Here is a 20,514-nt window from a genome sequence, read left to right as displayed (position 1 = left end):
CCCTGGCAGTCTGCCGCCTCCGTCTCCCATAGGTGGTCCGCAACCGATCCCGGTGAGGGGTGTCACAAGGACGCCGTCGCATCATCGAGAAGCCGCGCGCAACTCACCATCGAGGTTGAACGGCTAACGCCAGTACAGCCTGCGACCCGAAGTGCGGTCGCTCACATCTGCTGCGAGAAGGTTCGTATTGCCTAGTTACCAGAGCATCTGACGCGGTGATACGAAAGAGCCCCAGATCCCCGTCGGAACGGGGATCTGGGGCTCTTTACGCTGGCGGTACCGGTGGGATTTGAACCCATAAGTTCACACACCAGCAGACAGGTGAGATGGGGAAATCGCCGTCATGGCGGAGGTCTTGGACGCAGTTGCTCCCACCGTTGCACGTCTCGAAACCGGCACTCCGTTACTGCTCGGTTACCGGAACACCCACGGAGGTGCCAGTGGTGAGCGCCACAATGGCTCTAGGGTTGATGGATCGAATCGGCCACCCGCGCTACCGAAGCAAGAACGCTCTGAGCGCGGGCGTGAACCGGCCAGCGCAGCGCGATGCGAACGTATCACTGCCATCCTCGGGCAAGGCTACCGCTGCCTTCACGTGCGCCTCCACTTGTCGTAACTGAAGCTCGCTACCGAACATTCGGCCGGAGCTCGCTGTCGATGCGAACAAACACTGAGTGATCGGGCTTCACTGATGCGGCATGCCGCAGATCGCATCGTCGGCGACACGGTGCAACATCTAGGTATTTGTGCACCACAGCATCGGCAAACCGATGATATGCGTTATGTTCCATCTTGCGTCACTCAGTTCGACACACTTCGTAGACCCTTGCGGAGGGTCCTTTTGGGAGCTTGATCGAGTGAGAAGTTGACGCTTCCGCCCCCGGGGGAAACACCTGCATGAGCGGGCCGCTCAGCGATGGAATCGTCAACGTCTGCGCCGCTTTGGACCGGTTCCATACGAAGACGCGCTGCGTCTCGCCCGTGTCGAGGCCGAGACAGACGATGTCGTCCGACCAGGTAGGTAGCCCAAGAGGCCAGACCGGCAGTGCTTCGCTGAGGTGACCTGTCCACTGTTTGGCGAGCCTGACCGCTTCTGCGACAAGTTGCTTGTTCGGTGCGGACAGCTCGTGAAGGAATCCGGAGAGGTAGAGACGTCCAGACAGTCCGGTGATGAGGGTAAACGCGACTTCTTCGGCTGTCATCGCGGCTGACGGGTACGCCCAGTTGCCGGCCTGTTCCGGAAGGATCGTCACCGGTGCGGAGGCGGCAATGGGCGGATACAGCAGGAAGTCCTGCTGGTCGCTCGTGGACTGCAGCTGCGTCACTGCAAGCATTCCGTAGTCGGCGCGCATCGCGCCCGAGCTGCAGTTTTCCACGCTGATTTGCGGGTGGCGGCGCCGCACGTCGGACACCCACTCCGCAAACGCGCGCGCATGTCCGAGGAGCCCTGCGGCTGCTGAGATCCCGCCGTCGTCGGTCCCGGCGCCGGGGTTGATGTTGTAGTCGAGCTTGAAGTACGTGATGCCGTGGCTGACGAGCCGGTCGACAGTGGCGTCCAAGTGCGCTCTGGCTGCTGGGTGACGGAAGTCGAGGTGGTAGCGGCGGTGTTCCTGAACGCGGCGACCCCATCGATGGAAGAACGCCGCCTCCGGGAGCTGCTGTGCGATGGGGATGTCCACGCCGATGACTTCGGGTTCGAGCCAGATGCCGCTGCGCATACCGTGTCCATGGATGCGGTCGAGGATGGGGCGGAAGCCGCCGGCAAAGCGGTCTTCGAATACTTCCCAGTCACCGACGGTTGCCCACCAGTCACCGATCGTCGGGTCTGCGAACCAACCGGCGTCGATGCAGAACACCTCAGCACCGGCGGTCGCTGCGGCGTCAATGAGCGGCAGCAGAGCCGCGGTTGATGGTTCGCCCATGAGCGTGTTCATGAAGTCGTTATAGACGACGGGTAGCGAGTCGTCGGCGGTGTTGCTGCTGCGCAACCAGCGACGGTAACGGGTCAGCTCCGCAACTGCTGCGTCGAATCCGTCGCCGAGTGCGATCGCCGCCGGCACGGTCGTGAACTCTTGCCCAGGGTTCAACTGGACTGCGAATCCGTGCTCGAGTTCTGTAGGGCCGAGGAGCGTCAGGACACCGCCGGCGGCCGTTTGTGAGAGGTCCCAGTGCCACGCGGCGCTGCTTTCGATCTGCCAGACAGCTGTGGTCCCGCCAGCACTGGCGAGGTAGCCGGCGGGGAGGTACTCGCCGGTTGACCAGGAGCCGTGGCTTGTCACGCCGAAGTGCCCGCGACCGTCCTGCCCGTGCAGGGGAAGGGACAGCTTCGGAAGAACCTCGCGGAGGGGTTGTGAGGTCCAGCGGTCTTCGGCGAGCCACTCACTTCTGGCGTAGCCGACCGTGAAATTTGCCAGGTCGTCTTCGCTGAGCCCGAAGCCGAGGGTGAGGGAGCTGACGGCGGTAAGGACGATCGGCTCGTCTGCGTCGTTGTGGACGCTGGTCTGCACGCGAAGGGCAGCGCTGCTGTGGGGCCGCGTGACGCTCGTCCGGGTCCGTATGCCCGTGGCAGCATCACCCTGCTCGATCACGAGAACCGATGCGACGGCATCTTCGCGAACCTCATGATGAATGTGTCGGAGCCGATCGCCGACTGCAGACCGGACATACGCCTGGCTGGTCCGTGCCCGCTGCTCCTCAGGCGTGAACAGCTGCACGAGCGGCACGTCGCTCCGCCCGAAGGCGCCCGTGCCCGCAAGCGCCAAAAACGCAACGGGCGACGTGTCAGACCACGTCACAAGCTCGAGAAGTTCAGCGGTGGCAGTAGTTGTAGACATGGTTGTCCTAGCAAGATGCGGCGGGCCGGCCCTTGGCCAGATGATTGCCGTGAGATGAGTGCAGTCGTCAGCTAGCGAGCGGGTCGACCGCTGCTGAGGGGAACATGGGCCGCGACGGCGTCGATAACACGAGCGGCAACCTCGTCGTACGCGGCGTCCCAGATCGCTTGATTGAAGACCTCGACCTCGACGTCGCCGACGTAGCCGGCGGCGTCAACGACGGCTGTCAACGCGGCGAAGTCGATGTGGCCATCACCGGGGAGACCCCGTGAGAGCAGCGGGTCCGCGGCGATGGGGGTGAGCCAGTCGCACACCTGGTAGCTCGCGATGCGATCTTCATCGCCGGCACGGGCAATGCTGCGGGTGACCGCCGGATCCCACCAGACATGGAACGCGTCTACGACGACGCCGACACTGGCCGGTTCGTGTGGCGCGGCGAGGTCGAGGGCTTGCTCGAGCGTAGACACCACCGCTCGGTCTGCGGCGTACATCGGATGCAGCGGCTCGATCGCGAGCTGCACGCCGTGCGCCGCGGCGTCCGGTGCGAGGATCTCGAGCGCGTCCGCGACCTGCTGTCGTGCCCCAACGAGGTCGCGGGAGCCGGACGGGAGGCCACCGGCGACGAGGACGACGACGGCGCGTGAGCCCGGCGCAGCGGCATCGGCGAGGGTTGCAGCTTCCTCGATCGCGCGCCGGTTCTCATCGAGCATCCGGCCAAAGTCGCCACCGTCTGGTGCGGTAAAGAACCCTGCTCGGCATAGGGACGACATCCGAAGGCCTGAGTCCCGCAGCATCCGTGCCGCTTCCTGCAGGCCGACCTCCGCGACCGATTCCCGCCACAACCCGATCGATTCGATGCCAGCGGACCGGGTTACCTCGAGAGCGTCCCGGAGTGACGCGTACTTGATGGTTGCCTGATTCAGCGACAACCTCGGGTGCGGAGCACAGCGGCGCGCCGCCGGTATTGCTGCCGTCGTCTCCGCGGTCATCGAGCGACCTGGGCGAGCTGCGATTGCGGTGCGAAGGTGGTCGGGGCGCCTGCCGTGTCGACACCGTTGAGGTGCAGGAGGGCATGCCACCGCTCGAGGGCGAACTCCGGCCGTTCCAGCGCACCGCACGCGTTGGCGAGGCGGACGAGTTCGGACAGGTGCGGCAGGCTCCGCGCCGCGTGCAATCCGCCAACCATGGTGAACGCGCTCTGGTGGCCGTTCAGCCACGCGAGGAACGCGACTCCGGTCTTGTAATGCCAGGTTGGTGTGGCGAAGATGTGCCGCGCGAGGGGCTCCGTCGGGCCGAGCATGCCGCGGTACGCCTGCTCATCGGGGAGCGCTTGCACTGCGGCGGAGGCGAGCGGGCCGAGCGCCGCGAATGCGCCGAGGAGCGCGTCCGAGTAGATGCCGTCATCGCCAGCGATCAAGTCCACGTAGTGGTAATCGTCGCCGGTGAACATGCGCACGCCTGTGGGCAAACGCCGGCGCATGTCACGTTCGGCGTCGGCGTCGAGGAGACTCATCTTGATGCCGCTGACACGGTCGGCGGCGTCTTCCATGATCTGCACGACGGTGCTGCTTGCCACGTCGTACGAGGAGCCGAAGTAGCCGGTGAGCGCCGGGTCGAACGCGTCACCGAGCCAGTGCAAGATGACCGGACCGGATGCTCTGCGGAGAACGCTGGCGTACACACGGCGGTAGTCGTCTGGGCTGGTCGCCGTGCGGGCAAGGTGCCGGCTTGCCATCAGGACCGGTGTCGCTCCGGCGTCTTCGGCGTGCTGCAGCTGCGCTGTATATGCGTCGGCGATGCGGTCGAGGGTGGCGACGTCGTCGGTAATGTCGTCGGTGTTCACACCGACTGCGATACGACCGCCGACGGTGGCTGCTTCCGCGGCGCTGCGGGTGATGAGTTCACGAACCGCGGCAGGGTCCAGGCCCATGTTTCGCTGCGCGGTGTCCATCGCGTCGGCGACGCCGAGCCCCCAGGACCAGAGGTGGTGTCGGAACGCGAGCGTTTGGTCCCAGTCGATGTCAGCGGGCGCACCTGGGGTGTTGTCGCCGCTGGTGCGGGGCACCACGTGGGCGGCGGCGAACACTTCCCGCGCTGCAAGCGGCGTTGCCGGCCGGGTCAGAGCAGGCGCCGGGGCGAGGGCGACCGAGGTGGTGCTGCCATCGGCCGCCAGGAGGGTCAGGGCTGTCATGAGTGGACCGCCGCGACTTCGCGAATGTCGGCTGCGTCCAGGGTGACCTGCGGCAGGGCGATGCGTCGGCCCTCACGGGACGACTGCAACGCCGCTTCGGCGAGTACAACGCCGCGTGCGCCGGAGAACAGGTCGTAGGGGTGCGGGGCGTCTTCGGCGACGTGCCGGATGAACTGCTCCCACTGCGCCTTGAAGCCGTTGCCGAACTCGTCGTTGTCCGGCACCTCGATCCACTGTCCGCGGTAGTCGCGTTCGTCGCGGAGGTCGGGGTTCCAGACCGGCTTCGGAGTCGCTTCGCGCGGCTGGATGCGGCAGCCAAACAGTCCAGCGACGGCGCTGCCGTTCGTGCCATCGACCTGGAACTCGACGAGTTCGTCACGGTCGACGCGCACCGCCCAGCTGGAGTTGATCTGCGCGGTGATCCCGCCGGCGAGGTCGAACACGCCGTAGGCGGCGTCGTCGGCCGTTGCTGGGTAGGCGTGGCCCTGCTCGTCGGTGCGTTCGGGGATGTGTGTGACTGCTCGGGCGTAGACCGATTCGACGGGTCCGAACAGGTGCTCGAGGACGTAGTTCCAGTGGGGGAACATGTCGACGATGATCCCGCCGCCGTCCTCGGCGCGGTAGTTCCAGCTCGGACGCTGCGCGCGCTGCCAGTCGCCTTCGAACACCCAGTACCCGAACTCGCCGCGGACGCTGAGGATCCGGCCGAAGAAGCCGCTGTCGATCAGACGCTTCAGCTTCCGCAGGCCCGGGAGGAACAGCTTGTCGTGGACCACACCGTTCTTCACACCTGCCGTTTGCGCGAGGCGTGCGAGTTCGATCGCATCAGCGGCGGTTTCTGCGGTTGGCTTCTCGGTGTAGATGGTCTTGCCCGCCGCGATCGCCTTCTGCAGGGCGTCGAATCGGGCACTCGTGACGGCGAAGTCCGCGTAGATCTCCCACCGCGGGTCGGCGAGAGCGGCATCCAGGTCGGTGGTCCACTCCGCGATGCCGTGTCGTTCCGCGAGCTCGGCGAGTTTCGCCGCGTTGCGGCCGACGAGGATCGGTTCAAGCTGAACACGGTCCCCATTCGACAGGGCAACGCCCCCCTGATCGCGGATGGCGAGGATGGAGCGCACCAGGTGCTGCCGGTAGCCCATCCTTCCCGTTGCTCCGTTGAGGATGACGCCGATGGTGCGAGTGGGCATGAGATCTCCTTCGATCTTGCCGTACTGGTCGGAAAGCGCTATCCACTGTACAGTCCCGACGTGCCCTTCAGCAACGGAACCGAAGACATCGTCGTCCTGACCGGTCATGGCAGGTACGCGGACCCGTGGCATCCCTTTGCCGCAACGTCGGAGATTCTCCGGGGCTGGTTGCAGGCTGCTGGTGCTGGCGAGTCGGTCGTCATCGTTGAAGACGTCGATGGGCAGCTTCGGCGCTGGGGGGAGGGTGAGCCACTTCCACGTCTGGTGGTCGCGAATCTGGGGTTGCCGCGCGACGGCGGAATCGCTCCCGCGGACGCGCAGGCGACGCGCGGGCTGGAACGGCTCCTGAACGCCGACGTTCCCACGCTGGCGCTGCACGTTTCTGCGACGACGTTCACTGATGCGTCCGCCTGGCGGGAACTGTTAGGGGGTCATTGGATTCGCGGGACCAGCTGGCATCCGCCGCAGGACGCTTTCACGGTCCGCGCTTTGCCGACACAGACAGTGCCTGCCCCTGAGCTCGGTGACGGAAGTACGGTCGACGAACGGTACGCCCTGCTCGAGCGGGATCCGGATGTCGTAGTCATCGCAGAACACGAGGTCGACGGGCACCCGGAACCGACCGCCTGGTTCCTTGAGCGCGGTACGCGCCGCGCTGCTTACATCAGCCTTGGCCACGATGAGACCGCATTCGGACCGGTGATGCGCAGCCTGTTCATCGCTGCCCTGCGGTGGACGCTGCCCACCGCGACGGAGGGCGACGCATGAACCCGCAATCGATCCGGGAAGCTCAGACGGAGGAAGGACACGCCCCCAACCCGGTGTTCCCAGGCTTCTTCCCGGACCCGAGCACCATCGTTGTCGACGGTCGCTACTACATCGCGCATAGCAGTTTCGAATGGTTCCCAGTCGTCCCCATTCACAGCTCGCCAGACCTCGTCCAGTGGTCGTATGCGGGCGCGCTCGCGTCGTCCACCGATGATGCGTGGAACCTTGCCGGAGCGCCCGACTCGCTCGGCGTGTGGGCGCCCTCGCTCAGCCACGACGGCCAACGGTTCTGGATCGTTGTCAGCATCCTCCGCAGCAACGTTGCTGGGGAGAAGAACATCGAAACGGTCATCGCAACCTCGAACGACGCTGCCGTGTGGTCGCCGCCGGTGCGAGTGCCGAGCACGGGGTTCGACCCCGCGCTGTTCCACGACGATGGCCGGCTGTGGTTGGTCAACATGGCGTGGGACAACGCTCCCAACGCCGAACGGTTCGCGGGCATTACTCTCGTCGAACTCGACCGTGAGTCGTTGCAACCACTCAACGCTCCACAGACGATTCTGCGCACCGGGACCCTCATCGAGGGGCCGAACCTGTACCGCACCGCGGACGGCTATCTGCTTACCGTCGCGGAGGGCGGCACGGGGTGGAACCACGGAATCACCGCGTTCCGCGCGGACAGGCTCACCGGGCCGTGGCAGCGCGATCCGGTACGGAGTCTGCTGACGACGCGGCATCGTCCTGGCCACCCGATTCAGAAGGCTGGCCACGGTGAGATCGTCGCCGCGGATTTCGATGGTCCGTTCTTCTTAGTGCACCTTGGCAGCAGGGTCGCGCTGGAACAAGGCGAGCGTCGGGCGCTCCTTGGACGCGAGACCTATGTGCAGAACCTCGTATGGGAGGACGGTTGGCCGCGGCTCGCAAACGGGACTGACCTGCCGGACGAGACGTTCCGGCCGCCTGCAGCTATCGCCGATGCCTCGACTGCCGCGGATGCCTCGACGACTGATGGCCTCGGCCGGGCTTGGCCTTGGTCTGGGCTTCGGCGAAGCGCCGACCGTTTCACGGAGGCTCTGTCGCCGGGGCGGGTTGCGCTGCGCGGCTCGGGCTCGTTGACGTCCCCGTACGAGGTCTCGTTGCTGGCACGGCGGGTGCAATCGGCGGAGCATCAGTTCACGGTGTCGGTGGACGCCGCTCCCGAAGGCCCCTGGCACGGCGCAGGGATTGCGCTGTACTACGACACGCGCAACTACTTCCTGCTGGAGGCCACGGCGACTGCCGTAGGAGCGCTGACGCTGTCGCTCATCCTTCGTGACGCCGGCGCGGTGCCGCAGGAGCTCCTGCTCGACGAAGCGGTGCGGACGTTGCCGGCCCACCTGGTGCGGATGCGGGTCACCACGAGGGACTTGCGTACGCAGTTCAGCGTGGATGTCGGCGCCGGCTGGCTGGATGTCGGGCCGGAGCTGAATTTCCTGACGCTGTCCGACGACCACGATTCGACGTTGCAGTTCACGGGGCCGATGTTTGGCGTCACCGCGCGCGACACACTCCTCGGGCAGTGGACCGCAACGTTCCACGACTACGTCGCGGAGCCTTGACGAAGCACACCCAGCCGACCGGAAGGGGCGCTTAGCGCAGTCGCGGGGTAGTTCCTCGCAGCACGACCTCTCCGGACAGGACGCGGTCGTCGGTCGTCGTACCCAGCGCTGCCCGCACGGTGCGGCGGCCGAGCTCCTCGAGGGGCAGACGCACCGTCGTCAACGTCGGTGTGACGTCTTCCAAGGTGGGAATGTCGTCGAAGCCGGCCAGCCCGACGTCCTTCCCTGCGACCAGTCCTCGTTCTCGCAGGGCGCGCATGGCGCCGAGCGCCATGACGTCGGCGGGTGCGAAGACGCAATCCGGCAACGGGCCGGCGTTGATCAACGCGAGCATCTGCTGATACCCGACTGCTCGGTCGAAGCCACCATCGGCGCCTCCTGGCATCGACGCAACGGCAGCGTCGCCGACACCGGAGCAGAATCCCTGAATTCGTGCGCGAGCGGTGACAAGGTGCAAGTCCCCGCCGAGGACCGCAAAGCTCTCGTAGCCCGCGTCCACCAAGGCGGCCCCGAGCGCGTGCGCTCCCGCCCGGTTCGCAACCCGGATGGTGCCGCCATCCGTTGCGCCGTCGTGGTCATCGTCGGATTCGACGGAAATCGGCTGCGTGCCTCGGAGCGCGAGTTCGTCGAGGAGTCCTTGATGCTCTGCGGCCGAGCGGTCGGTGCGGCGGCCGGCTGCGAAGATCGCGGCTCGCGGTCGCATCCCCAGCAGAAGTCGTGCGGTTTTCCCGTCCCCGTCCGTGGCGGGCACGACAGTGACGAAGAGGCCGGCCCGATCAGCCTCGGCGACGACGCCCGCGGCGATGCTGGCGAAGTAGGGGTCCGCAAGGTCGCCGACCACCAACGCAATGACGGAGCTGCTGCCACGTGCTACGGCTTGCGCTTGCACGTTCGCGGCGTAGCGCAGCTCCTTGGCGGAGGTGCGTACCCGTTCGGCGTTATCCGGACGGACCCGCCGAGTGCTGCCATTGAGCACCCGGGAGGCTGTGGCGAGCGACACACCTGCATGGGCGGCAACGTCAGCGAGCGTCGCCGAGACGAGCTTTTCCATGTTTCTCCTTACGCCGACGGCGCGGCGAGCCTCGTGAGCCCACCGCGCCGTCCGCATCGCGTGTTACTGACCGGAAACGGTCAGCCCCTGCTGCTTCATGTCGTTGACGATCCACTTCTGCATGTGCGGCGCGATCTCGGAGACCTTGATCTGACCGGCGAGGGCTTTGCCCCACCAGTTCGCGAGTTCCGCGAACGCAGCAGAAGCGTCCGGGCCGTACGTCCAGTTGTCCGCGGACTGCTGCTTTACGGCAGTGTTCACGGTCGAGTCCCACTTGTCCGCATGGTCACCGATCAGGCTCGACGGTTCGGAGATGCCGACGTACGGCGACGGGTCGGCGACGGCCGGGAACCAACCGGTACCCGTCGTCGGGCTCGCCAGCGCCTTCACGGAGGAGTCATTCGTGGCGAGCCAGCGAGCCGTGTACGCCGCAGCTTCCTTGTGCTTGGACTTGTCATTCACGGCCCAAGCGCGGGTAAAGCTCTGGTTCGAGGGCTGCTGCCCCTCGTAGGACGGGTAGGCCGACGGTTCCCATGAGCCGAGCGTCGACTTGAGGTTGGTCTGCATGCCGGCGGTCTGCCACGTCGACAGCGTTCGGAAGGCGATCTTGCCCTGGTCGTACTGCTGCATCATGGCGTTGTAGTCGGCGTACGAGATCTTCGAGACGATGTTGTCGTCGATCATCTGCTGCAGCGTGTCAGCGGCCTTCGCCGTGGCCTTGCTGTCGACGTTCACAGTCCACTTGTCTCCGTCCAGCTTCCACCACTGTGCACCCGCCTGCCATGACATGTAGACGTAGTTCGTGTAGTCCTCGCCCGCCAGGTTGAGGATCTTGACGCCGCGCTCGTTGAGCTTCTTGCCGTCCGCGATCACCTGCTCCCACGTCGTGGGGTACGACAGTCCCGCATCGCTGAAGACCTTCGCGTTTGCAAGCCCGAAGGTGGGAATTTGCGACGCCGGCACTCCAAAGGTGCGACCGCCGGTGGTAACGGCCGACCAGCTGGCCTTAGAGAAGTCTGACTTGTCATTCGACAGCGCAGTGGTCAGATCTGCCGCGATGCCATCCGACGCGAAGCTGTTGAGCTGCTCGGTCTGCGTGTCGAACAGATCCGGCCCGTTGCCAGCCTTCACAGCGTTCCGGAGGTTCTTCTGCAGGGTGTCGGCCCCCGCCTGCTCGACGAGCTTGACAGTGATCTTGTTCTGGGCCTTGTTGAACTCGTCGACGGCGGTCGCGATCTTCGCATTCGATGCCCAGAGCGTCAAGCTGACCTTGGCGCCGGTGTACTTCTTCGAGAGCGCCGGGATGGTCCCGTCACCCGTGGAGGCAGTCGTTCCGCCGCTGCACCCCGCGAGGAGGGACAACGCGGCAATCGCCGCGGCGAGGGCGCCGAGGCGCTTCGTAGCCAGAGGCATGGGGCTCCTTGAGTCTTCGTTGACATCGCCGATGCGGGCAGCACGCAGCGTTGGATAGCGCTTACCATGCATGCACTGTCCTTTGAAAGTCAAGTCGGATTTCTGACTTGACCCCGGGGCGGGCCCCCCTTACGCTGGCAAGCGCTTTCCACGACGAAGGAGTCGATCATGCAACAGACGCCATCCGTTCCCACCCCAGGGGTTCCGTCATGACGGCCACCGCGGCACGCGCGACTATCCGACCGGAGAACGGCCATGGTCAAGCCGATCCGAACCACCTCCGGCGTCAGCCGAGCTGGCGACGCAGCAGGCAGCTGAAGGGGGCGATGTTCACTCTGCCGTTCGCGCTGGGGTTCCTGGCGGTGTTCGTGCTTCCGTTGGTGTGGGCAGTCGTACAGAGCGTGTTCACGGTCCAGAAGTCGGGTGCCGGGTTCGGTGGAGCGGTCACCGTCTTCGCCGGATTCTCGAACTATCTGCAGGTCTTCCACGACTCGGTGTTCTGGGCGTCGGTGCTCCGCGTTCTGCTGTTTGCATGCGTGCAGATTCCGGTCATGTTGGCGCTCAGTCTCGTGATGGCACTGCTGCTCGACGCGTTCGCCTCGCGTGCTGCCGGGATCTTCCGCATCGGGCTGCTCATCCCGCACATGGTTCCCGGGATCGTCGCAGCGCTGATCTGGCTGTACCTCTACAGCCCGAACCTCGGACCCCTCCACAGCGTCTTCGGGATCGACTTCTACGGCGCTGACGTCGTGTTCTTCTCGATCGGCAACCTGCTGACGTGGAGTGTCGTCGGATTCAACATGCTGATCATCTACGGCGCCCTCCGCGGCGTGCCGCGAGACCTGTTCGAGGCGGCACGATTGGACGGTGCCGGTGAGTTCCGCATCGCATGGAGCATCAAGATTCCCTACGTTCGGGGAAGCCTCGTGCTGACCGGCATGCTGGCGATCATCGCAATGCTGCAGATCTTCAACGAACCGCTGGTGTTCCGCACCGCTACACCGCAGACCGTGACGTCACAGTTCACCCCGATCATGGCCATCTTCAACCAGGCGTTCACCGCGAACAACTACAACTACGCGGCCGCGCTGTCCGTCGTCCTCGCCGTGGTCGTCGGCATCGTCAGCGCGGTCTTCTACCGGCTCACCAACAGGAGCTCCTCATGAGCGCAATCGACCTCCGCCGCCAGAAGAAGACCAGCACCGCGAACGAGGAACGGGTCGTCGGCACTTCACGCACGAAGCGACTCATCATCATCGCCGGACTGGTCCTGTCACTGATCTACTCCGTTGGGCCGATCTGGTGGCTGATCGTCAACGCGACGAAGAACTCCCGCGACCTGGTGACCACCAACGGACTGTGGTTCGCAGAACCAAATCTGCTCAACAACCTCCACGAACTCTTCGCCTACGACGGCGGTGTCTTCCTCCGATGGACCGCGAACTCGCTGCTCTACGCCGGAGTGGGATCGCTCGTGGGCACGTTCATCGCCCTCGCCTGCGGATACGGCCTCGCTCGCTTCAACTTCGCGGGCAAACGAGTGCTCACCGCAGCCATCATCGGCGCGTTCCTCATCCCCTACGCCATGCTGACACTGCCGCTGTACCTACTGTTCTCTGCCGCAGGCATCATCAATACGGTCTGGGCAGTGCTCATCCCCACGGTCGTGTCGCCGTTCAGTGTTTACCTGTCGAAGACCTACATCGAAGGTGCGGTCCCCGAGGAACTTCTCGAAGCGGCGCGTCTTGACGGTGCTGGTGAGCTGCGGATCTTCTTCTCCATCGTGCTGCGCATGGTGGGTACGGGGGCGGCGACCGTGTTCCTGCTCGCCTTCATCGCCGCCTGGAACGGGTTCTTTCTCCCGCTGACGATGCTGCAGGGATCCGAACAGTGGACAATGACGCTTGGCCTGTACAACTGGCTCGTGCAAAGCCAGGCCAGCGCCTCCTCGACCACGGACTTCACCGCCCTCGTCATCACCGGATCGCTCCTGTCAATCATCCCGCTCGCGGCCGTGATGCTCGCCATGCAGCGGTTCTGGCGCACTGGCGTGAACCTCGGAGCTCTCAAGTGAGCGTCCTCGTCGGCATCTGGATGAGTGGCAGCGTCCGGGAGCACGTTCTCCCCCCGGACCTGCATAGCCAGTTGGAACGAGTCAGCGGCGCTGCCCCTCGGATCCTCGGCGAAGACCCGACTGACGCGGACCTGCAGGACGTGGAGGTGCTGCTCACCGGGTGGGGTGTTCCGACGATCACGCCCGAGACGCTTGACAGGCTCCCGGCACTGCGGGCGGTGGTGCACACAGGAGGGTCCGTCCGATTTCTCACCGAGACCGCGTGGGACCGGGACATTAGTGTCTCCAGTGCCGCCGACGCGAACGCCCAGCCCGTCGCGGAGTTCACCCTCGGGTCGATTCTTCTCGCCGGGAAGGAAGCGCCGTGGACCGCCCGCGCGTACCGCAACCGCCGCGTGTTCATGGACCGAGAAGAGGTTGTTCCGGACAGCGGCAATAACGGTCGCCGCATCGGCGTTGTCGGCGCCTCCCGCATCGGACAGCGGGTCATCGACCTGCTCCGGCCGTTCGACTTCCGCGTCTCGCTGTACGAACCGTACTGCACCCAGGAGGGCGCCGACCGGCTCGGCGTCCCCCTGGTCGGCGACCTCCGCGAGCTTGCTGCACGCAGCGACATTCTCACCGTTCACGCGCCAGACCTTCCCAGCACCCGGGGCATGATCAGCGGCGACGTCCTCGCGGCGCTCCCCGACGGCGGCGTGCTAATCAACACCGCTCGCGGCGCGCTCGTCGATCAGGACGCCCTCACCGCAGAAATCTTGAACGGGCGAATCCGAGCACTGCTGGACGTCACCGAACCAGAGGTCCTCCCAAAGAAACACCTGCTCTGGGACCTTCCCGGGGCAGTCATCACTCCGCACCTCGCGGGCGCGACCGGCAATGAGATGCGACGGCTCGGATCGGCGGCGCTCGACGACCTCGAGCGGTTCATCACCAGCACTCCGCTGGCTGGTGCTGTCAGCCTGCACCTGCGACAGACCGCCGCCTAATGCGCGTCCTCGTCGCCCCGGACAGCTTCAAGGGATCGCTGTCGGCGGCCGACGCCGCGACCGCGATCGCAACCGGTTGGCGCACGCAGCGACCGGACGACGACGTCGTCGAGATGCCGCAGGCCGACGGCGGCGAAGGCACTCTCGCCGCCATAGAACGCTCCGTCCCCGGAGCGGTTCGCCGATCCGTCGGCCCCGTCACCGGTCCCGCCGGCCTTCCCGTCGCGGGGGAATGGCTTCGCCTGCCCGACGGCACCGCCGTTGTCGAGATGGCGCAGATGAGTGGGATCACGCTGATGCCGATGCTCGATGCGCTCGGCGCGACAAGCCAAGGTCTCGGAGAAGTCATCGCGGCCGTGCTCGACAGCGGAGTGGGCCGCCTTGTGGTCGCGTTGGGCGGGTCCGCATCCACCGACGGTGGAAGCGCTGCGCTCGCCGCCATCGGCGTTCGACGCCCGCCGGCGGGTGGGGCGGTGCTGCTCACGGACGTCACCAACCCGCTCCTCGGACGAGACGGCGCTGCGCACGTCTTCGGGCCGCAGAAGGGAGCATCTACGGAACAAGTCCGTGCGCTCGAGCGCCGGCTGACGCAGTTCGCGACGAGGATCGGTGCCGATCCAACTGTTCCCGGAGCTGGCGCTGCCGGAGGTGCCGCGTATGGCCTGCACGCTTGGGGGGCAGGAATCGAATCCGGCGCCGCAGCGGTCGCGGACCTCACTGGGCTTGCCGCTCAGGCGCCGACGGCGGACATCATCATCACCGGCGAGGGACGCTACGACCGGCAGTCCCTCCACGGCAAAGTCGTCGGCCACGCACTGGGCTACGCCACCCCGCTCATGCTCATCGCGGGCTCCGTGCGCCACGAGTTTTCGGGCTGGTCCTGCGACCTCAGCCGTCTCGCTGGAAGCTCCTCGGATGCGATGCGCGACACGACGCACTGGTTGACCGCAGCCGGCGCCGCTGCCGCCAAGACAGTGCTGCAACCAGCCAGCTGACGCCTCTGCCTGTCCCGGTCGCGGACGACGCACCTCTCCCATAGGATCTCGGAACGTGCCAAGCAAAGGGAACGGGGTAACGAAGCCGCCTACCCTCGCTGACGTCGCCCGCCTCGCAGGAGTGTCGGTTCCCACGGCCTCACGGGCTCTCAACGGCGGCATCCGTGGTGAGAACAGCGGCTCACCTGAATTACGCGAACGGGTGCGTACCGCTGCTCGCACGCTCGGATACGCCGTCAGCCCCGCCGCGCAAGCGATTGCCGGAGGGCGGGCGAGGAGCGTCGGCCTCGTCGTATCGGACATCCAAGACTACGGAGCTGCCACCATCATCGCCGGCGTCATGCTCGCCGCGGAGCGGCGCGGCGTCTCCGTCGCCGTCCATGCCACGCACGACGACCGTGCCCGCGAACTCGAGCTGCTGCGACAACTCAACGGTGAACGTCACCGCGCCGTCGTCGTCGCAACCGCCCGAACCACCGACGCCGTCCGAGAACGACAGTTCCGCAAAGGACTGATCACCCTGCGCGACCACGGCGCCGCCGTCGTCATGGTCGGCGACAACTCGTTCGAGTTCTCCCGCGTCATCGTCGACAACGCCGCCGGCGCCGCACAGCTCGCCGCGGCACTTGTCGGCTCCGGCGCACGACGCTTCGCCATCCTCGCCGGCCCAGCGGGACAGGTGACATCGCAGTCCCGCGTTGACGGGTTCCTCAACGGGCTCGCAGCGAACGGTATCGAACCGAAGACCGTGCCGGTGATTCGTGGGGAGTTCACGCGCGACGGCGGTGCCGGCGCTGCGGCAAGCCTCGGTGACCGTGCGCGCGAATACGACGTCGTTGCCGCGATGAGCGACGCCATGGCAGTCGGAGCGATCGCCGCCTTCCGCGCACTGGGCATCGAAACACCAATTACGGTGCAGATCACTGGCTATGACAATGTCCCGATCCTCGCCGACGTCGTCCCGCGATTCAGCACTGTCGACGTGCCACTGATCAAGTTCGGGGAAGCTGCATTGACGCTGGCACTGGATGAGGCGGACACCCCGATGGCATCCGTGTCGCTGCAGCCCACTGTCATCCTCCACGGCGCACGGCAGGTGTAACGGCTCGCATCCTCCGCAAGCCGCAGGAGGACATCTGCAGGGTTGCAACCCGCGGCACTCAGGACTACCGTCCGTGGCAAGCGCTATCCACTGCGTGAGTCTCCGACTTCCAACCATCAACGACGAGGTTGCACCGTGAGTCTTCTGTCGCTTCGGCGAACCATCACACCCGTGCTTGCGGCGTCCATCGCGCTGACCGCCGGGCTCACCACCGCAAGTCTGATCCCCGCCGACACCGCTGCCGCTGCGACGGCCGTGTCCTGCGAGGTGCAGATCCACCCAGAGGTCGACGACGCCGGATTCACTCATCCCGGCATCGGTCTGACCGCCGAGAACCTCGCCAACGCCCGCGCTGGTATCGCGGCCGGGGAGGAACCGTGGACGAGCTACTACAACCAGATGCGGCAGTCCACCGCGGCCGCCGGGACGGTCACCTCCTCCAACGCGAGCACCACGGACCCGACGAAGCCGATGTCCGTCGCGTTCAACTCGCAAGCTGTTGAGTCCCGCTTCATCGCTGACGGTCTGAAGGTGTACTCGCAGTCACTGATGTACTACTTCACCGGGCAGGAGTCCTACCGCGCCAACGCGATGGCGATCATCCGCATCTGGGAGCAGATGGACCCCGCGCAGTACGGGCAGTATCCGGACGCGCACATTCACACCGGCATCCCGCTGAACCGGATGCTGACCGGCGCGGAAATCCTCCGGTACAGCTCCTGCGGGACCGACGAGACCGCGCCGTGGACGCAGAGCGACACGACGAAGCTGACCGCGAACCTCATCACCCCTGTCATCGAGAACTTCCAGCACGACCAGAACCACTTCATGAACCAGCACCTCTATCCGCTGCTTGGGGCGATGGCTGGCTACATCTTCACCGGCAACGACACCCGGTACGCCGAAGCAGTGGAATGGTTCACCGTGAACTCCACCGCTGACAACAGCGGCTTCAACGGGTCCATCGAACGGCTGTTCCGGATGGTGGACCGCGACGACAAGACAGGGCAGCCGATCGCTGACCCGCACGTGCAGCAGGTCGAGATGGGACGCGACCAAGCGCACGGCGGCGGTGACCTCACGAACGCGTACTACCTCGCCCGGATGATGCTCGCGCAGCACACGAAGGTCGACCCGGTGCACGGCACTATCTCCACCGCAGCGAACGCGGTCGGCCCGTACGAGTTCCTGCAAGACCGGATCCTCGCCGCGGCGGACTACTTCTGGCAGTTCATGCTCGGCCACGACCCGGAGTGGACGCCGGTGGGGTACTCCATCGGCACCGACGGCACGATCAAGGACACGTACGACCACATTTCCCACGCCTACCGCGGCCGGTACAACACCGCAAGCTTCTGGGATCTGTACTACTACTACACATTCACGCGCCACGAGGACCTGACGAAGAAGGCGCCGTACTACGCCGAAGCGTTCCAGAAGCGGCTGCCGCTGATCTACAACTACAACGGCGCAGCGGTGAACGCTTGGGACAGCCCCGACGGCGGTGGTGACTTCTGGCTGTACGTTCCGCCGGCCGCTGCCGGCACGAGCATCCCGAAGCCGCAGGCGAGCAAGACCGTCCTCGATATCGAAGACCGATACACCTCCATCAGCGGCAACGTCACCGCCGGATCGGATGATGGGACGGGTTACGCGCGCCTGGCGGCTTCGACGTCTGGGTCGAAGCTTGCCTACCTCACGGGCTCCACCGCATCGAAGGCTCTGTCGTTCCGGATTCGGACCGACGGCACCGCGAAACTCGCGGTGGTCGCCGACTCCGTCCACGAGACGATCACGCTGCCGAACACGCACGCTGCGTGGCGGAACTTCCGCGTGACACTGACGGCGTCGGAATCGCTACCCGACCTGTTCTACCTGACCGCAACCGGTGACGGAGCGAACGTCGACGTCGACAGCATCAACACCGCTCCGACAGGTATGGCGTTGACGTGGGGCAACGTGACCGCACGGATCGTCACCTGGACCGGGCAGCAGACAACGACGGACCTCAGCGCGGCGAACACCGGTTTGTTGACGTACTCCGCCGACGGGCTCCCCAGCGGCGCGGCGCTCGACTCGGCGACAGGCGAACTGACCTGGGATGCACGCACCGCCGGGTCGTTCACCTTCACTGAAGCGGTCAGCGACGGAACCTCCGGCGTCGCCCGGAACGTTACCGTCGCAACCGCGCAGGGCCGCGGCGGTGCACTTCGCCTGGCAAAGACGGGCTACCGCGGAGGTGTCGAGTACGAGCCGGCCACCGCAACCGCATACCAGGCGGCGTGGAACGCCGCGACCGCTGCTGCCGACACCGGAACGGACGCCGCCTATCTCAACACCCTCCGCACGCTCGTCACCGCAACCAACGGGCTGAAGCTTGAGTCCCCGCGTCTGGCGGACGGCAGTCTCGACTACGCAGAGCTGCTGGCGTCGAGCTCGGCGGGAACGACTGTCTCCACACTGACCGACGGCACGAACCAGACCGGCACCACGTACCAGACCGCATCCGGGCTGGCGCAGATCGTCAATTTCGGGCCCTCGAGCCGGGTGACCGCATCCAAGTTCGGGTTGCAGTCGAACATTTTCGAGGACCGGTTGGCGAACTCTGCCGTGTTCGGTTCCAACAACGGCACCGACTGGACCCGACTCACTCCCGACGTCACGAAGATGACGCAGGACTACCAGGTCCTCGACGTGGAGCCGGACCTGCGGCAGACCCGCTTCCAGTTCTTCAAGGTGCAGCTGCTGCAGCCGCTCCCGGACGTTCTCTATGGGACGATCAACAACCTGTTCGAGATGACTGAGTTCCACATCTACGGTGACCGACACCCCACGACAGGGCAGCTCGACCAGGTGAGCATCGCCGGACCGAGCACCGCGGTGAACGGCCGCGTCATCGCCGGCGACGCCGTGACCCTCACGTTCCATTCACCGGACCCGGTGACGAATCCTGTGGTCACCATCGGAGGGAGCACTGCGACCGCTGCCTCGAGAGACGGCCAGACGTGGACTGCACAAGCTGCGGTTCCCGCATCGGTGAAGACGAACCAGCAGCTGCCGTTCAACATTGACTGGACGACCCCAGATGGAAGAACAGCCGACCAAGTCGGCACGACAACCGACGGCAGCAAACTGTACGTCTCCACGAACCAGGGCCTCATCGACGCCGTCATCGCGGCAACGCAACCCACGAACGATGCCGGCCAGGTTGTGGCCAGCATCACCACGGATGCCGCGCGACTGTTCGACAACAACGCGGGCACACACTCCGACACACGTCTGGTGAACGGGCGAGCCAGCATCGTCTGGGACCTCGGCGCCGGCTCCGCAGCAACCATCACCGGCGTCGACGTCCTCGTCCGGCAGGACCAGTACGGCACGTCACGGCTCAGCACGCTGCGCTTTGAAGGATCCGCCGACGGAACAACCTGGACGCCGATGACGACCACCGTGACCGCCTCCGCCGACTGGCAGCACCTCGACAGCACGAACGCCGGGGCGTTCCGGTACCTGCGGTTGACGAACGGCAACATCATCAACATCGCTGAAACGCGGGTGTTTGGAACCGTCAGCGGTCCCGCCGCGCCATGACGGGCCACCGCCCGGCAGCATTCACAAGCTGCCGGGCGGTTACGCATCACGCGGGGAAAACTCGTTTATTAGCGACGGCCGTAGGAATCGCATAGAAGCGCGTCGACTAAACCCGACAGTCAATGTTCCTTCGGCGCCCAGGTTTCCCACCACTCGACTCTCGCACGGCCGTCCTCGATGAACAGAGGAAGCCACACCGCGGGGGAGTGGAATAGGTCATCCTTCGCCCATCGGTCCCCGACGTACACCCAGCCTCCAGCCGGGCCGCGAACTACGGTGCTTATCTGTGATTCGATGGTGCGGCTTCCGGCGGGAGCAAGGTCCTCCCACGTGCTCCAAGGGCCACCAAGGTTCGTAGCGGTTGCGAACTTATCGTCGTTGTGGCTCCATCCGGTGAGGTCGGACCCAAAGAGGTAATACGTTCCAGCCTCCTTCACCACGGCTGGAGACTCATAGCCATGTGCTCCGTCCATTTTCATGGTGGTCGCTACAATGCGTTCCGGTCGTAGGAAATCGTCAGAAATCTCGTAGATGTGCAGTCCCGACGCGCGATCTTCCGAAAGCAGGTATGTATCCGGTGCGTCTCGGCGCGGCCGTGCGGCTCGATCGGGCTGACTTAGGTTCAAGCTTCACCGGCACAGAAGACTTCGAACGGCTCGAGTGAGACGGATCGTTCGCTCAGTCGAACGAGCATTTGATGCTCGACCTGGGCAGGTAGCCG

The 20,514-nt window shown here is 65.5% G+C and carries 14 protein-coding genes; 8 read left to right on the top strand and 6 right to left on the bottom strand.

Annotation, left to right across the window (positions count from 1 at the left end; genetic code table 11):
• Positions 1–797: 797 nt before the first annotated feature.
• The 4 genes from ACNQOV_RS04575 to ACNQOV_RS04560 form a co-directional block, all read right to left on the bottom strand.
• Entirely contained in the window at positions 798–2,714 is a 1,917-nt protein-coding gene (locus tag ACNQOV_RS04575; RefSeq protein ID WP_416393556.1) for a glycoside hydrolase family 36 protein, read from the bottom strand.
• Between the two features lie 191 nt (positions 2,715–2,905).
• Positions 2,906–3,823 (bottom strand): sugar phosphate isomerase/epimerase family protein, encoded by a 918-nt coding sequence (locus tag ACNQOV_RS04570; RefSeq protein ID WP_416393554.1) that lies wholly within the window; start codon positions 3,821–3,823, stop codon positions 2,906–2,908.
• Positions 3,820–5,025, bottom strand: a complete 1,206-nt coding sequence (locus tag ACNQOV_RS04565) for a dihydrodipicolinate synthase family protein (RefSeq protein ID WP_416393552.1) — start codon at positions 5,023–5,025, stop codon at positions 3,820–3,822. Before ACNQOV_RS04565 ends, ACNQOV_RS04570 begins: the two co-directional genes overlap by 4 nt.
• Complete coding sequence (locus ACNQOV_RS04560) at positions 5,022–6,212, bottom strand: Gfo/Idh/MocA family protein (protein WP_416393602.1); 1,191 nt, start codon at positions 6,210–6,212, stop codon at positions 5,022–5,024. The genes ACNQOV_RS04565 and ACNQOV_RS04560 overlap by 4 nt, the downstream gene beginning before the upstream one ends.
• A 60-nt stretch (positions 6,213–6,272) precedes the next feature.
• Here ACNQOV_RS04560 and ACNQOV_RS04555 point away from each other — a divergent pair, with 60 nt between their 5' ends.
• Complete coding sequence (locus tag ACNQOV_RS04555) at positions 6,273–6,980, top strand: ThuA domain-containing protein (RefSeq protein WP_416393551.1); 708 nt, start codon at positions 6,273–6,275, stop codon at positions 6,978–6,980.
• Positions 6,977–8,578 (top strand): family 43 glycosylhydrolase, encoded by a 1,602-nt coding sequence (locus ACNQOV_RS04550; protein ID WP_416393549.1) that lies wholly within the window; start codon positions 6,977–6,979, stop codon positions 8,576–8,578. Before ACNQOV_RS04555 ends, ACNQOV_RS04550 begins: the two co-directional genes overlap by 4 nt.
• Positions 8,579–8,609: 31 nt before the next feature.
• Here ACNQOV_RS04550 and ACNQOV_RS04545 read toward each other — a convergent pair whose 3' ends face one another.
• Positions 8,610–9,629, bottom strand: coding sequence for a LacI family DNA-binding transcriptional regulator (locus ACNQOV_RS04545; protein ID WP_416393547.1), 1,020 nt, complete (start codon positions 9,627–9,629; stop codon positions 8,610–8,612).
• A 63-nt stretch (positions 9,630–9,692) separates the two neighbouring features.
• Positions 9,693–11,114, bottom strand: coding sequence for an ABC transporter substrate-binding protein (locus ACNQOV_RS04540; RefSeq protein ID WP_416393546.1), 1,422 nt, complete (start codon positions 11,112–11,114; stop codon positions 9,693–9,695).
• Positions 11,115–11,251: 137 nt separating this feature from the next.
• On the opposite strand from ACNQOV_RS04540, the gene ACNQOV_RS04535 reads away from it, so the two are divergent.
• Genes ACNQOV_RS04535 through ACNQOV_RS04510 form a run of 6 tightly spaced genes read left to right on the top strand, consistent with a single transcriptional unit; the run spans position 11,252 to position 19,793 of the window.
• Positions 11,252–12,208 (top strand): carbohydrate ABC transporter permease, encoded by a 957-nt coding sequence (locus ACNQOV_RS04535; protein ID WP_416393545.1) that lies wholly within the window; start codon positions 11,252–11,254, stop codon positions 12,206–12,208.
• Positions 12,205–13,116, top strand: a complete 912-nt coding sequence (locus ACNQOV_RS04530) for a carbohydrate ABC transporter permease (RefSeq protein WP_416393544.1) — start codon at positions 12,205–12,207, stop codon at positions 13,114–13,116. Before ACNQOV_RS04535 ends, ACNQOV_RS04530 begins: the two co-directional genes overlap by 4 nt.
• Positions 13,113–14,105 (top strand): hydroxyacid dehydrogenase, encoded by a 993-nt coding sequence (locus ACNQOV_RS04525; RefSeq protein ID WP_416393543.1) that lies wholly within the window; start codon positions 13,113–13,115, stop codon positions 14,103–14,105. The genes ACNQOV_RS04530 and ACNQOV_RS04525 overlap by 4 nt, the downstream gene beginning before the upstream one ends.
• Positions 14,105–15,100, top strand: a complete 996-nt coding sequence (locus ACNQOV_RS04520; protein ID WP_416393542.1) for a glycerate kinase — start codon at positions 14,105–14,107, stop codon at positions 15,098–15,100. Before ACNQOV_RS04525 ends, ACNQOV_RS04520 begins: the two co-directional genes overlap by 1 nt.
• Positions 15,101–15,155: 55 nt before the next feature.
• Entirely contained in the window at positions 15,156–16,202 is a 1,047-nt protein-coding gene (locus ACNQOV_RS04515) for a LacI family DNA-binding transcriptional regulator (protein WP_416393541.1), read from the top strand.
• Between the two features lie 42 nt (positions 16,203–16,244).
• Entirely contained in the window at positions 16,245–19,793 is a 3,549-nt protein-coding gene (locus tag ACNQOV_RS04510) for a hypothetical protein (RefSeq protein ID WP_416405897.1), read from the top strand.
• The last annotated feature ends 721 nt before the right edge of the window (positions 19,794–20,514 follow it).

Origin of the sequence: Curtobacterium sp. LFS084 (assembly GCF_047977705.1) — a bacterium.
GTDB lineage: Bacteria > Actinomycetota > Actinomycetes > Actinomycetales > Microbacteriaceae > Curtobacterium.
This window is presented reverse-complemented; position numbering and strand designations above follow the sequence as displayed.

What these genes read in the sequence shown, in the direction of transcription:
- ACNQOV_RS04570 (WP_416393554.1), bottom strand. Translation starts at nt 3,823, where the DNA reads ATGACCGCGGAGACGACGGCAGCAATACCGGCGGCGCGCCGCTGTGCT.
- ACNQOV_RS04565 (WP_416393552.1), bottom strand. Translation starts at nt 5,025, where the DNA reads ATGACAGCCCTGACCCTCCTGGCGGCCGATGGCAGCACCACCTCGGTC.
- ACNQOV_RS04520 (WP_416393542.1), top strand. Translation starts at nt 14,105, where the DNA reads ATGCGCGTCCTCGTCGCCCCGGACAGCTTCAAGGGATCGCTGTCGGCG.
- ACNQOV_RS04545 (WP_416393547.1), bottom strand. Translation starts at nt 9,629, where the DNA reads ATGGAAAAGCTCGTCTCGGCGACGCTCGCTGACGTTGCCGCCCATGCA.
- ACNQOV_RS04535 (WP_416393545.1), top strand. Translation starts at nt 11,252, where the DNA reads ATGACGGCCACCGCGGCACGCGCGACTATCCGACCGGAGAACGGCCAT.
- ACNQOV_RS04560 (WP_416393602.1), bottom strand. Translation starts at nt 6,212, where the DNA reads ATGCCCACTCGCACCATCGGCGTCATCCTCAACGGAGCAACGGGAAGG.
- ACNQOV_RS04530 (WP_416393544.1), top strand. Translation starts at nt 12,205, where the DNA reads ATGAGCGCAATCGACCTCCGCCGCCAGAAGAAGACCAGCACCGCGAAC.
- ACNQOV_RS04540 (WP_416393546.1), bottom strand. Translation starts at nt 11,114, where the DNA reads ATGCATGGTAAGCGCTATCCAACGCTGCGTGCTGCCCGCATCGGCGAT.
- ACNQOV_RS04550 (WP_416393549.1), top strand. Translation starts at nt 6,977, where the DNA reads ATGAACCCGCAATCGATCCGGGAAGCTCAGACGGAGGAAGGACACGCC.